Here is a 15,054-nt window from a genome sequence, read left to right as displayed (position 1 = left end):
GAATATAATAGCGCTTTCATATTTTCCTCCTCCATAAATTAGTTGTTATTTCACCCTATGTAGAATTTCACAATTTATTCAAGGATCAAGTTTGATTAGATATTCACCAAATTTGCAATAGTACCATGTTCTTGTCCATTAAAACAGAAAACCCACGCTGGGCGCGGGTTCTAATAGGGCTATTTTCTTGTCCACTGACAAAAGATGTTTTTGTTCGTCAGTAAAAAGTATTTTCGTATAATTTCCCCGTATGCGCATCAAGGACTTCGGGCGTCCGCTCGTACTCGCTACCAATCATTCGATACACTAGTTCGTACGGGGCCTCTTTCGCCCTAGCATTGTGCATCCGTTCCCATTGCAGACGCAGCTTGGCCTGTGCCGTCCATCGGAGGATGGCTGTCTGGGAATCAAATGAAGGCACGGTCTCCAGCTTCTTTAACTGTTCTGGCCTTATGGAGGGGGACATCAAACTTTTGACCCTCCCATTAGAGCGGTCAACAGCTAGTTGATAGCATTCATCCCTGACAGATACGTCTTGAACATATACACCAAAGCGAATGATTTCCAAACGATCTTCGTCGTCGGTCTCTTCAGTTAGAAGCTTGAGATACGGCAACATTTCGGCTGCTAGTCCCCGGACATAGTCCATAGCTACTTCTATACATGCGTCTCGATCCCAGGTTAATGGAGCTAGTTGATCTGGCTTAACATGCGAAACAAAGTCAATCAGTTGTCCGGTTTGGCTGTCTACTCGCGCCTTAACCGCTCCCTCCATCTGATCAGCCCAATAGGCCTTCCAAGACCGGTCATTCTTGGCTGGACGCTCTTCATTCTGTTGCTTCCACACCATCAACTTGGTGTTCGAGCCAATATTGTCGTCTTGTACTAACTGAAATTGGTTGTTGTCTACGCCAATCCACTCTTCTAGGCTTCTTGCGGGCGGGAACTCTCCTGGCCACTCGTCCAGAGTTCTTGGGTCAGAGGGGACAGCTTCTGCCCTATAGGCTGTCGGAACTTCCTCCTGTGATGATGCAGTATAGATTAGTCCTCTACTTCGGGGGGCGTAAACAAGATGGACCTGATCGTCACCATCCGTGTACACGGCTTTGTCCAATACGCAATATTCCACATGTAGCAAAAAATTCGCCTTCATACACGCCAACTGTTCCTCTTCTGGTGTGATCATGGTTGGGAGTGCTGGCCCTGGAACGGTTCCGTAGTACCTAAATCCGACCACGCGACCGCTGGGGTGAACCATAATCAGGCATCCCGTCTCAGGAAGCGGCAGCCCCATCGCCTTCTGCTGTCGTGTGTACCCAAACATCCCTTCCATCCACTCCATCTCACAATACGGAACATCACGCAGTGCGCCGGGATAATGATCTTCCAGGAATTGCTCTGCCTGCTGTTTGAGCTCCTCCTCAGATAGCCGTGTCCCGTTGTCCAATGAGGCCCAGGAAATGGCATAGTCTAGCAAGTTGCCGTCCCTGGAGAGTGTAGCAGAAACGGCGTCATCACTCCCCGTTTTAACCCATAAGAATCCCACTTCTCCCTTCCCTGTTCCCCTCATGGTGTTCTCTTGATAGTCATTGACGATCAAATCATAATCCGGTGAAACGGCAAACTGGTGCTCTGCCTGTTGTCTTAACTGCAGGCGTAATGTATCCAGGCCTCGTTCGGGAAAATCTTGAGCCATTTCGTTGCGCAAATGCTCCAGCCCCTTCCGTAATTGTGTTTTTACAGTACCTAATGGCATGTCCAGGAGATGGGCGATTTGCTGCTGGGTCAGGTCCTTCTTATATTTTAAGAACAGGAGCTGACGCAGCTTCGGATTCAGACTGGCCAATGCAAGCTCCAGATCCAGGGTTTGATCGATATCATTAACGACCAATGTCTCTTGCGCCTGCGGGTCTTCGCTCAGGTGAACACGCTTGGATTTCTTCAAATGATTGAGCGCCCGGTTCACCACAATTCTGGTAAGCCAGCTCTCAAACGCTTCGGCTTGCTGCAGCGTATGCAGTGACTCATAAGCCTTAACCAGGGCATCCTGAACGATATCCTCCGCATCTTTGGACTCCCGTACATAATGGCGAGCCACTCGGTGCAGCTTATCCGTCCGATCCTTTATAAGAGAAACGAAGGCATCGTGATCTCCGTTTTGTGCGGCGTTGATTTGTTGCTGTGCATCGATCATTGTCGTTCACCTCCTGTTATATAGACAGCTAACTCGGGGGTTTGGATTTAATTAATATAACATTATTCTGGAACTGACCGATCAAGTGACCACCCGCATGCGGTAAGCACGGGTGCCAAAGAGGAGGTCACTCTTGGCGTGTTCCTGCTGAAGCTCCTTCATCCACTGAAGCAGTTCTTCCAGCCCGGTACGGATATTGGAGAACACACAGTCCTTTGTTAGACCACCACATATACATGCTGGGATTCGGGCAGTATTGAACTTCGCTTTATGTGGCAAGCTCGTTTCACCCACTATCGTGACTATTCACCCGTTTCAGCAAATTGTTTGATGCGCTCTCCCACTTGATCACGAACCTGCTGGAAGACCGCCCACTTCTCTTCATCTGTTCCTTGCGCTTTTGCCGGATCGTCGAATCCCCAATGCTCACGTTTCACCTGAGGCGGGGTAATGGGACACTTATCTGCTGCATCTCCACATAAAGTAATGACGAGATCAGAGCTGTTCAGCAGCTGCGGATCAATAATATCTGATGTTTGACCTGAGATATCTATACCTACTTCACTCATCGCTTGAACGGCTTTCGGATTCAACCCATGAGCCTCAATGCCTGCACTATACACATTCCATTCATTGCTCAAATATTTCTTGGCCCAGCCTTCGGCCATCTGACTCCGGCAGGAGTTTCCTGTACACAAAAAGTAAATGGTTTTCTTATCCATGAGTCGCATTCTCCTTTGATTTTAAAATAAGGTCAATGTTATATATAGACCAAGCAGTGTGATGAACAGCGTAGGGATGGTCAAAATAATCCCTGTTTTGAAATACGTGCCCCAGGATATCTTTACTCCTTTGGTGGAAAGCACATGCAGCCACAGTAAGGTAGCTAGAGAACCAATCGGTGTTATCTTTGGTCCCAAGTCAGAGCCAATAACATTCGCATAAATTAAAGCTTCCTTAATCAGTCCCGAGGTATTCGTGGCATCAATAGCCAGTGCATCGATCATTACGGTAGGCATGTTATTCATTATGGAGGAAATCACTGCGGCAATAAAGCCCATCCCCATCGTTGCTGTGAACAGCCCATGATCTGCAATGGCCTGGATGGCATCAGCTAATACATTCGTAAGGCCCGCATTTCTCAGACCATATACAACAACATACATGCCGATGGAAAAGAACACAATGGCCCAAGGTGCCCCCTTCACCACTTCTATTGTGGGGACAGCGGGACTTTTCCTTGCCATGAGTAAGAAAAAGATCGCGATGATACCCGCCACGACAGATACCGGAATGTTCAGAAATTCACTGACAAAGTATCCCGCAAGCAGAACCGCAAGTACAAACCAGGATAACTTAAACATCTGCTTGTCTTTAATAGCCGCTTCAGGTTTTTTTAGCTGGGAGCTATCGAAGTTTCGTGGGATACTTTTACGGAAAAAGAGATAGAGCACACTGATGCTTGCCCCTAAGGAAAATAAGGTAGGCATTAACATCCGTCCGGCGTATTCCATAAAGGTTAGCCCGAAAAAGTCGGCTGATACGATGTTCACCAGATTGCTTACAACTAGGGGCAATGAGGTAGTATCTGCTATAAACCCGCTGGCAATGATGAACGGAAAAACCTTTTTCTCATCAAAATTCAGCGCACGGACCATAGCCAGCACAATCGGTGTTAGAATGAGCGCTGCTCCGTCATTAGCAAAGAATGCCGCGACTACAGCACCAAGAATGATGACATAGATAAACATCCGCATTCCATTCCCGCTAGCAGCTTTGGCCATATGTAAAGCAGCCCATTCGAAGAATCCAATTTTATCGAGGATTAACGAGATCAAGATGATTGCTACAAAGGCCAGTGTGGCATTCCACACAATCAGCGTAACATCCAGAACATCATTCAAGCTGACGACACCGGCAATTAAAGCGAGTAACGCTCCGCCGCAGGCAGACCATCCAATGGACAGATTTTTAGGCTGCCAAATGACAAAAATCAAAGTGACTATAAATATCAGACTTGCCAGAGCTACCAATGGTATTCCCCCAGTTTATGTCTAACTCCACCCATCCGAGCACTCCCTTCAAAGAGTTAAGTTTAATCTCAGGCATCATTATATAATTATACACTTATATATTCAATAGAAAACTGTCATTCGCAGCAAACAGCATTAGACGGTTTATTCAAATGCAATAAAAGGTCACTCGCATTCGGGGTAAGATTTAGGATGGCCTTAACATGGGGTTTATCTACTATATTTAAAGAATAATAGACCCACTGCCCCCTTTTCTGTTCCTTTACCAATCCGCTGCTTTTTAATTTACGTAGATGCTGACTAACGGCTGGCTGAGAAATGTCAAAGAGATCCACGAATTCACATACACACCACTCTCGCTCTTTTAAAAGAGTTAGAATTGTGAGACGTGTTTTATCTCCAAGGAGCTTTAAATCTTCTGCAAGATCATTTAATGTATCCAATTTTGAATCTCCTCTCTTCGTATATAAGACAATACTTATATTCTAATACCTTTATCATCAATTATCAACTAAGCACAATTTATATTTGCATTTTGCAACTAAATGCAGTATAACTAGTTCAAGAGGTGACAACAATGGAAACTCCAAGAGAACTACTCCAAATCATGAGTCGGCGTTTAGGATTACTCAATAAGGATTGCTGTAGCGTAGGAGGATGTAATCTTTCCGCTACCCAAAGTCATCTGTTATATGAGATCGATCGGAGTCACAATCCTTCCATGCAACAAGTCGCCGAAACACTTGGCACAGATATTACAACCTTCAGCAGACAAGTTCAATCTCTGGTGAAAATGAATTTGGTTAAAAAGACATCTGATCCCTCAGATCGAAGAATTTATAACCTGTCACTCACTCCTGAAGGTAAAATGGTAGCTACAACTATTGATCAACAAATGAATGAATACCTGAACGAGGCCTTCTCACACATGAGTGAGTTTGAAGTAGAAACATTACTACGGTCCATTAAGCTTTTCAACGAATCTATGGGAAAACTCAGCAATTGCTGCGCACCCGTAAAAGGGTGACCTTCTCTTTTACTTGTATATTGCAAATTATTTCAGCTAAGGAGTGTATAATCATGAGCAAGCTTACTAATGATCAAATCCGCCAAAATGTACGGGGCCGCTATCAAAAGATTGCTGTAAGAAACGTTGAGACTTCCCCATCCAGCCGAACTTCTGCTGACAGCAGTTGCTGTGACTCCCCATCTGATTTCAGTGCCATATCTGCTAAGTTGGGATATTCCAGTGAGGACCTCGCTTCAGCTCCCGAAGGCGCAAATTTAGGTCTTGGTTGCGGTAATCCGCAGGCTATTGCTGAACTGCAGGCGGGTGAATATGTTTTGGACCTTGGGAGTGGCGGCGGATTTGATTGTTTCCTGGCTTCCCGGCAGGTAGGTAATGAAGGCCATGTTATAGGTGTGGATATGACACCTGAGATGATCAGTCGAGCAAGAGATAATGCCCTTAAAGGTAAGTTCAGTAACACTGAATTCAGATTGGGCCAAATAGAGTATCTTCCTGTCGCTGATCATTCGATCAACGTCATTATCTCCAACTGTGTAATTAATCTCTCCCCAGACAAACAGCAAGTATTCCGTGAGGCTTATCGTGTTCTTCAGCCTGCCGGTCGTCTTGCCATATCAGATATCGTAACTACAGCTGAGCTTCCTCCTGAGATCAAAAATGACCTGGATGAATTATATTCGGGTTGTATCTCAGGCGCCTCTTCCATTGCCGATTTGGAGATCATACTTCAGGAATGCGGCTTTACTGATATCAGCATTGAACCAAAGGACGAATCTAAAACATTCATTAAAGATTGGGTTCCAGGTGCGAACGTTGACCAATACATCGTCTCTGCTGTAATTAAAGCGAGAAAGTAATCTTAAGGGGGTGTTGATATGATCAGTACATTAACTGTCCGTCAGGCCACACCTGAGGATATTGAAAGCATTCTTCGTATCTACAATCAGGGGATCGAGGACCGGATCGCTACACTTGAAACAGAGATGAAAGACTCCTCATATATGGAATCATGGTTCAACGATCACCAAGGCCGTTTTAGCGTTTGGGTTGCTGAACGCGAAGGTGCAGTCGTGGGCTGGGCCTCACTGAACCCATATTCTCACCGTTGCGCGTATAACGGCGTCGCTGACCTTTCTGTATATATTGATCGAAGCTTTCGTGGGCAAGGTGTAGGCAGCTCCCTCCTAGAGTCCATACACAAGGCGGCAAAAGAAAATAGCTTTTATAAAATTGTTCTCTTTACCTTTCCGTTTAATGAGAATGGTCAAGGCTTGTACCGGAAGATGGGCTACCGGCAGGTTGGTGTATTTGAGAAGCAAGGATTGATGGACGGAGCGTTTATTGATGTGATGATTATGGAGAAGCTACTATAAAAATGAAGATCAAAAGGAGAAGTTCCATCCGCAAACGGAGGAACTTCTCCTTTTGATCTATTCCTACAATCTTACTTTCATGGAGGCTCCGCATATCGGGCCTGTAAACAGGAGGATCTTAAACATTATATCTGATCTTAATATCATGATTAAAGAAGCATTAAGATTCATTTAGCCCCATTTAGGTTGCATTAAAAAGTTAATAAATACGCGATAACTTCAGAAAATCGGGGATGAATGCTAGATTACAAGGGATTTTCTTCATTTTTATATCCTATAGAGTCTTATTTAGTCTCCTAGAGAACTTTCAGCATTTTACAAACAGTGATGCTCAGCGTAAGATTCCTTTTAACAAATGCTGAATTCCCGTCAGGCGGGAAGCGGGGGAACCAAATGGCTGTGACCAGCCGAAATGGGGTGAATCCAAAGAAGATTGAACTCTTCACTGGTAGGACGACTCTCACCGTCCGAATCCGTCAGCTAACCTCGTAAGCACTGGAGAGAGCCTGCATTAACCATGCTTTTTTGCTGCGATCCCGCAAAACCTTTCCATTACACTTATCCATCGTACAGAAAACCAAATATTCCGTTTGGCTTGAGCATGCTGCTGTATGTGAGAATGAAACTGAACTGACAGCCTATGTAGCCACAGCTGAGCAGACCCATAATCTGCAGCGTTATATGAAATCTATAGACAACCTAGGAGGCATTATTCATGATTAACGCCAGACTGTCACGAATCGAGTTGTTCGCATTTAGCTGCCGCCCTTCCTTCCTGCATATTTCAGAGCCTTACGGATGCTGGTATGGGGTGTTGAAGTTAACCTTCGGAGGACAGATCAGCTATGGGAATTGCATTCTTTGTGCGGGTGACAATGCGGTGGATTTAATCAAATGGGGCTCTTTTCTGAAAGAGATATGTCATTGTACTGCAGAAGAAGCCACAGAATACGTCCGGATGCACGGACAAGAATGGGCTCCCAATCAACTTAACATGATCAAGACTGCACTCGATAGTATGTTCATTCAAAATGACCAAATCCGAATGAAGGTAGGAGCCGGATCGGAGCGGTATCGCCATCAAAGGACAGAGCAAAGAATCCATTCAATTAATACGGTGAAGAGTCATCTGAATCCAACCATTTTATTTGCAGAATCGGTATCCTATTATTCACTGCTATAGACATGATCAATTTAAATTATCAAAACTCCAGTTGATCAAAAATCTTAACGAAGATTTTCGCAATGTTCTTGGCATCATCGATACCTCTATGGTGAGTACCTTCAAGCGGCAATTCAAGCATAGTCAAGGCTCTCTCCATGCCTACGCCCCGCTCCCTGCCAATCATCCTCCCGTGCTGATGCTTGAGACTGATATGGTTATCCGTCCATTCACTTGCGATTTGATGTAGTGAACAGTCCTTCTGCAACTGGTTTTTATCATAAAACCCCCAGGAGCAGAGGACATGAGGTTCATTGCCTATCCACTCTTGGAATTGACTTATTGCCTGCGGAAAATACATTGCAGCATCCACATCCGCCTGAGAGATGGAGGTAAGCCGCTTACAAAAATCAGAAAGCTGCGGGCTTAATGCAGGCTTGACAAAAATTTGGAACTCGCTCACAGTCTTGAGCCTTTCATTGAGTTTTACGGCTCCGATCTCGATAATTTCGTTTTGTCTTTTGCGGTCATTTTCCCAACAAGTGGCTTCCAGATCAAAAATGATATAGTTCATACCTGCTCCTTTTCTCTATAACCATTCAGTTTGTCATACAACATTTGCGGCATGGCCCGGAGTGTTCGGTCATTCTGCTCTTCAGGAGTAACGTGCGGTTCACTGAGCAGCCAATGTCTGGTCATATTGGAACAGGCATAAGCATGGTAGTTCAAGGAAAATTGCAGATCTTTCATTACAGGAGCTTGCGCGCCTTGTGACAGTGAAGCCAGAAACAAATTTGCCGGGTATGTCTGGGAATGCTCCAATAGGGAATTTTGTCCACTGTCCATCAGGACTTTTTTATAAAATGCTCTTTTCTCATTAAGCTTTTGAAAGAAAAGAGAGGTGACTTTGCTCCATGATTCGTTTGCGTTTTCCGCCATCACTTTATTCAAATCCGAGGAGTAAATCCAATTGACCAATTCATATTTATCATGGAAGTGATAGTAGAATGTCTGGCGGGGAACGCGGCAGTGATTTGCCAGCATGGTTACCGTGATTTTCTTAAAAGGCACGTGATTTAATAGCTCAATTATGGCTTCTGCAAACATGGTCTTCGTCATATCTTTTGTAGGCATCGTTGATTTCACCTTCCATTCCTATTATGACAAAATGATGAGCAACGGCAAAAAAATTGTCACTTGCCTTCAAGTGTCTATATTCTATAAGACTTAGTTAATTATACAATGCTAATGCATTTAAGTTAATTAACGGGGTGAATGATGATGAAAACAGAAAATCGTGTTACAGAGATGCTTGGAATACAATACCCGATTGTGCAGGCCGCCATGTCCTGGTTGACCGATGCTAAGCTTGTCGCAGCCGTATCCAATGCGGGAGGCATGGGAGTAATGGGGCCTCATGCGGGTTATCAGACGCGGCCCTCCAGTCCGGACGAAGTGGGTCAAAGGATTCGCAATGAAATTCGTAAGATTAAATCATTGACGGAAAAACCGTTCGCGGTAAATCTGTATCTACCTCCGGATGGCCAATCCGATCCATATTCCAAAGCTACATTTGAGGCTGCTGTCGCGGAAGGCGTACGGTATTTTGTGACCGTTGGTTCTCTGAATAGAGCTATGGTCAAAGAAATCAAGGATAACGATAGCATGTGGATTCATCGTGAGCTTACTCCTTCCCCGGAAGCAGCGAAAATGGCTGAGCAGCATGGCGCAGATATACTCATTGCCACAGGGTATGATGAAGGAGGAACCATTCCCCAGAACAAAATAGGCACTTTCTCGATTGTTCCCGCGATCGCGGATGCGGTAAGTATCCCGGTTATGGCAACAGGCGGCATCAATGATATTCGCGGAGTGAGAGCGGCTTTTGCACTTGGAGCTGAAGCGGTATATTTGGGAACACGGTTTATCGCCGCTGAAGAATGCCCTGCTGCTGAGGCAACGAAACAGGATATCATTCAATCCAAAGGTTCAGATCTGATTATGTTATCATCGTATTCACGCTCCACTCCGCATCAATTTGCCCGTGAGTTGGAGGCTATGTACCGCAATGGGGAATCATCTGAAAATATCGAAAAGAGGATCAGTGAAAACGGAGGTGTGTCTAATAGCATGCTGCATGGGAAGCTGGATGAGGGGCCCATCACCATCAATACCGCGATCGATCTGATCACTGAAGTGAAGAGCTGTAAAGCAATCATTCATGAATTGATGGCTGACTTTATTAGGGAGTAGCACAGAACGCCAAAAAAGCCGCTAACAGATAAATATTCTGAAAGCGGCTTAAAATCATGTCCATTTTATTACAACCTTATTTCAATATATGCTTTGAGATCCTATTCTCATTCCAGTCGTATACTAAGACACTATTCTCACGATAGTCCAATATAGACCCTTGTATTCCATTAAATTCGTGAATAGAGGCCAGCGTTTTTGCATCTAAAATATACTGGGAGGTAAGCAAATCGACATATAGGTTTCCTTCTACCGTTTTCTTTGCTGTCGGCAGACCATCTCCCTCAGGCATATTAAAATTCGATAGTACCCTATCCTTTACTAAGCCCTTCTGATTGAACAAGCTTAATTTTTTGGTTTTAGGATTAAATACCATATAATCATCCCCAGCTTGGAAAGCAAACCCAAATTGATCGATTGTTCTTCCCCAGATAGCGGAACCTTTTGGAGATAAAGCTATTAGTTTACGCGTATTTGCTTGATATACTGAAAACACAAAAGTACCATCATCGAGTGCAAAAGCAGTATAAAAGTTGACTCCTGCTCCTTTTGGGAAAGTGTATTGAAATGAGCGTTGTAAGGAAGAGTTGTATACTTCAACTTTTTGAGCATTGCCCAGCTTGGTTAACATCTCTATGGCGATTTGGTTCTTCGAAACAGTAGTTAACTTGCCGGATACGACCTTACTTACTTTCTGCTTGCCATTTTTATCGAAAGCTAGCAGTTGTACCGTTTCTGCACCGATTGTATCCGATTTCTGACCTGCAATAATTAAGCTTCCGTCACTCATGCGGTATAACTTGCCGTCAAATGCTCCCAGATCTTGTCCTACGCGCTTACTCCAATTTTCCTTCCCTGCAGGGCTCACAGAATAAAGAACTCCTGGAAACGAGAAATAGGCGTATACCGTACCGTCTGGTGCATAAGCAAAAGGATATTCTGTACTTGGCCATCCGTATCCAGCCTTGGCAAACGAGAATACCCACTTCACCTTTCCAGTTTTGGGATCTACGGCCCTAAGGGTATCGGGTGACCAAGCTTTTGTCTCAGAAAATCTTTCTTCTCCAACATGTAAGTACAGCGTTCCTTGTCCCGGCACATAATAACTCTCTGGTTGAATCGGTATGTAATCTTCATTCGGTGTCTGAGTCCAAACCGCTTGTGGCAAGGATTCATAATTCTTAGCAGCCACCACCCCACCAACATTTGCAAACATCAGGGCAGCAACCATGAAACTGATTAGCTTCTTTTTCACACGAAAACCTCAACTTCCTTTTTGAATTGATCTTCAATAGGGTTACCCCGTATTAAACTTGCACATAGCTGCCTTAAGAGCAACACACTAAAATTCACCATCCGACTAATTATTGGCTGTTCAGGTGACTGCTGTTCATTAATTTCATTAAGCCCTTAAGATTTTTGTGAATGTCCCAAATATTTTCTTTTTCAAGAGTAAAAATTTCGTGATAGTACCATTCTATCTTGCTTAATGTTCCGAATTTAGGGTTTTTATCCACATTATTATAAAGTAATAGTATAGAATCTCTTAATTCATCGAATGTTTGTGAATTAATTCCATTAAGTACGCTCTTTATAACTTGATTTTGAAAAATTTCTTTTATCCCGTTCAAGCAGTCTAGAATTGATTCAGTTTCACTTTCAATAAAAATACCATTTGGAATTTTATTGAAATTGATAATTTCAAGTTCGGCAATCATGGAGAGTAGTTTCGATTTGCTTTTTGCTTGTAAACCTTTAAATACCACAGTGTTTAACAAATCCTTCAATTTAATAAGTCCTTGCGGATTAAGCAATAAATATCCTGAACTATTTTGAAAAATCATATTTTCCAAATGAGGACTAATCAAGGGGACTAAGGTTTTTAAAGTATGAAGATAATTAATCAAATTAACGTATGTTCCTATGGTATCTGTGTAATCTAGCCACTCTCTTAATTTTGTAATTTGATGAGTTGTTATATTATGCAATTCCTCTATCTTAAATAACTCATCAACAATATCTACGACATTGTAATTCTTATTAACTTTTTCAATGGCAATATTTATCTTCTCATCAGGTACATTCAATTTTAACTTGGATTCGAACAGATGAAGTAGCATTTCATTTTCTTGGGAATTGTTATTTGAACTCACCATTTTTTTAACGAGATTCTCCTCAATACTACGTTGAAGATAGTTCATTTTAACTTTTGATAGAGCAAGATCCAATCTTGTTAAATTGCAAATCCTTATCGTACTTTCTCCCTTACCCCCTGAGTCAATACCCTTAAAGAAGATTGAATCCTCTAACTTTATGTAACTTTCATATAAGTCGTAATATGCATGAATAATAAGAAAGTCACCTGATGTAGATGGATAGTCCTCTGGAATGCTAAAAATTTGATTTGTATATCCTTGTAATACGTTTTTTCTTCCTTTGGCTGTATTACATCTCCTACACGTCAGTGTTAAATTTATCGGTAGAAAAGAAAAGATTTTATGAGGGTCTTTAGGTACAATATGCTCAATATCTCCAGGACTGCTTCCCTCATCAAGTGGTGACTTGCAATAAAAACATTCACTATTATTATTAATGAGTATCTGTTTTATATTGTTTTTTATATATTTCAACTCAGTTTTATCCCAATTAAAATCATATTTCATAATCAAATGAATGTCATCAGCTGTTAAAGTATACATTTACTCACCTTTTATTTTTTGACTTATTAGCTCGATGACTGTTTTTAACGGATCACTTTCTTTTAGGTTTGTACTTAGCTGTTCTATGCGATCTACTCTCGCAGCAAGCCCTCTCCGATTGTTAGTACTTATTGCAAGCATTATTTGATCCAGTTCATCAGCAAGATAATAATTTCGATCTGTAGCTAAATCAAAAATATTAAACAGTACGTCTTCTACAGACCAGCCAAACGTTTCTTCTTTGTGTAGAACCACTTTAGTTTGGTACTGACTATCTCGTTCAATTGAAACAATAGAAGACGTATTAGGTTTTAAATCTGATACCATAAAATGAGAATGTGTTGCTAGCAAAAAGTGTGCAGAAGCATAGTGAAGGCTAAATATATTTCTTAGGCCCTCAATATATTTATTTTGCCAATTAGGATGTAGGCTAGTTTCAGGCTCATCCATCAAGATGAGGGAATCTTTTTCAATGTTAGATAAGATATTAATCATGGTTGTTATATACTGCACTTCCCCTGAGCTAGCGAATTCTAACTTGAAATATTTTTCTTTTCTAATAAAGACAGTAGGCTCATTAAAAATATTAATTTCAAATAGATGCCAAAGTATGTACAAATCATCATAATATCTTTCAAAGTATCCAGGTTCATCTAATTTGAAAGTTACACTTATTGCATTCTCCCGTATTTTAAATATATTGTTTCTTTCTTCACTTAGGCTTTCAAAAAAATCCATAATTTCTTGATAATCCGAAAAATGAATACGGTTTAATTCTGACTTTGTTTTATTCTTTCTCAATTTATTTTGGTTAAGTAATATGTGCTCTTTTACCGCAACCTTTTCAATTGTTTCATTATTAGCTGTTTTGAACACTATTCTAATAACGGGTTCTAATCTTACGAATTTTAATATTTTTTCTAATATTGATTCGAAATTGTTTTTTTGCGATGAATTTAATATATTCAATATCAAATTTCTCGATGTTTCACCAATGCGAATTGTAGTATCTGAACTTTTAATCCCTAAATAGCTATATTCTTTGTCTTTATCATCTAACTGATTTTTATAGATAAACCTATCATTTATGCTATAAGCACTCGCGATTAGTTTGTTGGGAAGCTGAAGGTCGCTTAAATGAATGTTTTCTCCGTTTTTATAGTAATTATGGATATCATCTTTTTGAATAACTTTAAAAATGTCTACCCCGATCTGATAGGTAAGGATGAATAATATATTTGATTTTTTACTGAAGGTTCTTTTAGATTTTTTCAAACGATATAGTTCTAAGAATATCTTTTGAAGAGTTGACAATATTGTACTTTTCCCAGTGCCATTGGGTCCAATAATTAGTGAAATATAGGGTTCAGTAGGTTCACGAAATGGAGGATCTTCAAAAAAGGATACATCAAAATTATTTTGTGTATTAACTGAATTCATATACTTTATATGGTGTACTAAGAAACCACCTTCATCTTTTTCAGAAGATGTAATAGTACTTTTTCTCTGAAATGCAGTATCGTAAAATGGATTAATAAATTTGTTTTGATTTTCGAAAACAATTCGCGAAATTTTCTTGATATTAGTTTCTTCTATTAAACTGTTGATATTTCCAGTTTTAAATTTGCTTGTTGTATTTGGATTGTTGAAAAATCCTTTAACATTATAAAACCATCCACCCGGTCCGATTAACGTATCCAATTTCATTGACTTCATGTACATCGGGAGGGTTCTTACACTATGTAATGACAATTCGTACCGAGGCTCACCTAATACTCCTTGAATAACAAGATCCTCTCTGCTTTGTTCCATAAAAAAATCATATGCGTTCATATAACTTCCTACTTCTAACAAAGGAAATACATAAACTGATCTATTATGGCCTTCTTCATCTAATTGAAACTCTTTTTGGGGTAAACCTGCAAGCAATACCTTGCCCTCAAATCTATACTTTCGATTTTCTACAATAAATAAGTACAAATTAACACCAGTATCGTTTGAGTTGAGCAAGGTTTTGTTTTGAGAATACTGAAGATTTTGATCACCAATTCTCCCCATGCCAGTGTATTGCCACAAACCATTTTTATCTTTGAATACATTTGCATATGGTGGTCTATCTTTATAAGACAATAGGACAAGAGAATTTGTTTTTAAAGATCTTCTCATACTTCCTTGCCGGCTACATTTAAACAAATTAATTAGGTTATACTCATCAATATCCATACCAGGTTTTAAATCGGATATTTCCAGCAAATTATCCATCTTTTTATCTCCCTTATTTTACTATCAAAGCTACTTACCTACAATTTA

General features: G+C 41.1%; 14 protein-coding genes and 1 riboswitch. Of the genes, 5 read left to right on the top strand and 9 right to left on the bottom strand.

Annotation, left to right across the window (positions count from 1 at the left end; all coding sequences use genetic code 11):
* Positions 1 to 217 precede the first annotated feature (217 nt).
* The 4 genes from MKY86_RS15390 to MKY86_RS15375 all read right to left on the bottom strand — a co-directional run bounded on the left by MKY86_RS15390 (position 218) and on the right by MKY86_RS15375 (position 4,670).
* Positions 218 to 2,194, bottom strand: coding sequence for a sigma-70 family RNA polymerase sigma factor (locus MKY86_RS15390; protein ID WP_076075039.1), 1,977 nt, complete (start codon positions 2,192 to 2,194; stop codon positions 218 to 220).
* A 302-nt stretch (positions 2,195 to 2,496) separates the two neighbouring features.
* On the bottom strand, positions 2,497 to 2,916 hold the full coding sequence (gene arsC, locus MKY86_RS15385; protein ID WP_076075075.1) for an arsenate reductase (thioredoxin): 420 nt from the start codon (positions 2,914 to 2,916) through the stop codon (positions 2,497 to 2,499).
* Positions 2,917 to 2,937: 21 nt separating this feature from the next.
* On the bottom strand, positions 2,938 to 4,233 hold the full coding sequence (locus MKY86_RS15380; protein WP_445669933.1) for an arsenic transporter: 1,296 nt from the start codon (positions 4,231 to 4,233) through the stop codon (positions 2,938 to 2,940).
* A gap of 110 nt (positions 4,234 to 4,343) precedes the next feature.
* On the bottom strand, positions 4,344 to 4,670 hold the full coding sequence (locus tag MKY86_RS15375) for an ArsR/SmtB family transcription factor (RefSeq protein WP_076075080.1): 327 nt from the start codon (positions 4,668 to 4,670) through the stop codon (positions 4,344 to 4,346).
* A gap of 134 nt (positions 4,671 to 4,804) precedes the next feature.
* Here MKY86_RS15375 and MKY86_RS15370 point away from each other — a divergent pair, with 134 nt between their 5' ends.
* The 4 genes from MKY86_RS15370 (at position 4,805) to MKY86_RS15355 (ending at position 7,813) form a co-directional block, all read left to right on the top strand.
* Positions 4,805 to 5,254 carry a MarR family winged helix-turn-helix transcriptional regulator gene (locus MKY86_RS15370; RefSeq protein ID WP_076075083.1) on the top strand — a complete coding sequence of 150 codons (450 nt, stop codon included), beginning with the start codon at positions 4,805 to 4,807 and terminating at the stop codon, positions 5,252 to 5,254.
* A gap of 53 nt (positions 5,255 to 5,307) precedes the next feature.
* A complete protein-coding gene (locus MKY86_RS15365) occupies positions 5,308 to 6,114 on the top strand; it encodes an arsenite methyltransferase (protein WP_076075085.1) in 807 nt (268 codons plus the stop codon).
* 21 nt (positions 6,115 to 6,135) lie between these two features.
* Positions 6,136 to 6,630, top strand: a complete 495-nt coding sequence (locus tag MKY86_RS15360) for an arsinothricin resistance N-acetyltransferase ArsN1 family A (RefSeq protein WP_143803571.1) — start codon at positions 6,136 to 6,138, stop codon at positions 6,628 to 6,630.
* A 346-nt stretch (positions 6,631 to 6,976) separates the two neighbouring features.
* Positions 6,977 to 7,140: riboswitch (cyclic di-AMP (ydaO/yuaA leader) on the top strand.
* 205 nt (positions 7,141 to 7,345) lie between these two features.
* Complete coding sequence (locus MKY86_RS15355) at positions 7,346 to 7,813, top strand: hypothetical protein (protein WP_076075093.1); 468 nt, start codon at positions 7,346 to 7,348, stop codon at positions 7,811 to 7,813.
* A 19-nt stretch (positions 7,814 to 7,832) separates the two neighbouring features.
* On the opposite strand, the gene MKY86_RS15350 is transcribed toward MKY86_RS15355, so the two are convergent.
* On the bottom strand, positions 7,833 to 8,366 hold the full coding sequence (locus tag MKY86_RS15350) for a 3'-5' exonuclease (protein ID WP_076075096.1): 534 nt from the start codon (positions 8,364 to 8,366) through the stop codon (positions 7,833 to 7,835).
* Positions 8,363 to 8,926, bottom strand: a complete 564-nt coding sequence (locus tag MKY86_RS15345; protein ID WP_076075098.1) for a TetR/AcrR family transcriptional regulator C-terminal domain-containing protein — start codon at positions 8,924 to 8,926, stop codon at positions 8,363 to 8,365. Before MKY86_RS15345 ends, MKY86_RS15350 begins: the two co-directional genes overlap by 4 nt.
* Positions 8,927 to 9,070: 144 nt before the next feature.
* Between MKY86_RS15345 and MKY86_RS15340 the strand changes: the two genes are divergently transcribed.
* On the top strand, positions 9,071 to 10,045 hold the full coding sequence (locus tag MKY86_RS15340; protein WP_076075101.1) for an NAD(P)H-dependent flavin oxidoreductase: 975 nt from the start codon (positions 9,071 to 9,073) through the stop codon (positions 10,043 to 10,045).
* A gap of 76 nt (positions 10,046 to 10,121) precedes the next feature.
* Here the strand turns inward: MKY86_RS15340 and MKY86_RS15335 are convergent, their stop codons facing one another.
* The 3 genes from MKY86_RS15335 to MKY86_RS15325 form a co-directional block, all read right to left on the bottom strand.
* A complete protein-coding gene (locus tag MKY86_RS15335) occupies positions 10,122 to 11,300 on the bottom strand; it encodes a PQQ-binding-like beta-propeller repeat protein (RefSeq protein ID WP_076075104.1) in 1,179 nt (392 codons plus the stop codon).
* Positions 11,301 to 11,409: 109 nt separating this feature from the next.
* The gene (locus tag MKY86_RS15330; RefSeq protein WP_076075107.1) at positions 11,410 to 12,744 is read right to left on the bottom strand and encodes an HNH endonuclease; all 1,335 of its coding nucleotides are present in this window, start codon (positions 12,742 to 12,744) and stop codon (positions 11,410 to 11,412) included.
* The gene (locus tag MKY86_RS15325; protein WP_076075110.1) at positions 12,745 to 15,006 is read right to left on the bottom strand and encodes an AAA family ATPase; all 2,262 of its coding nucleotides are present in this window, start codon (positions 15,004 to 15,006) and stop codon (positions 12,745 to 12,747) included.
* Between the last annotated feature and the right edge of the window lie 48 nt (positions 15,007 to 15,054).

It is taken from the genome of Paenibacillus sp. FSL R7-0333, assembly GCF_038000365.1.
Classification (GTDB): domain Bacteria; phylum Bacillota; class Bacilli; order Paenibacillales; family Paenibacillaceae; genus Paenibacillus_AQ; species Paenibacillus_AQ silagei.
This window is presented reverse-complemented; position numbering and strand designations above follow the sequence as displayed.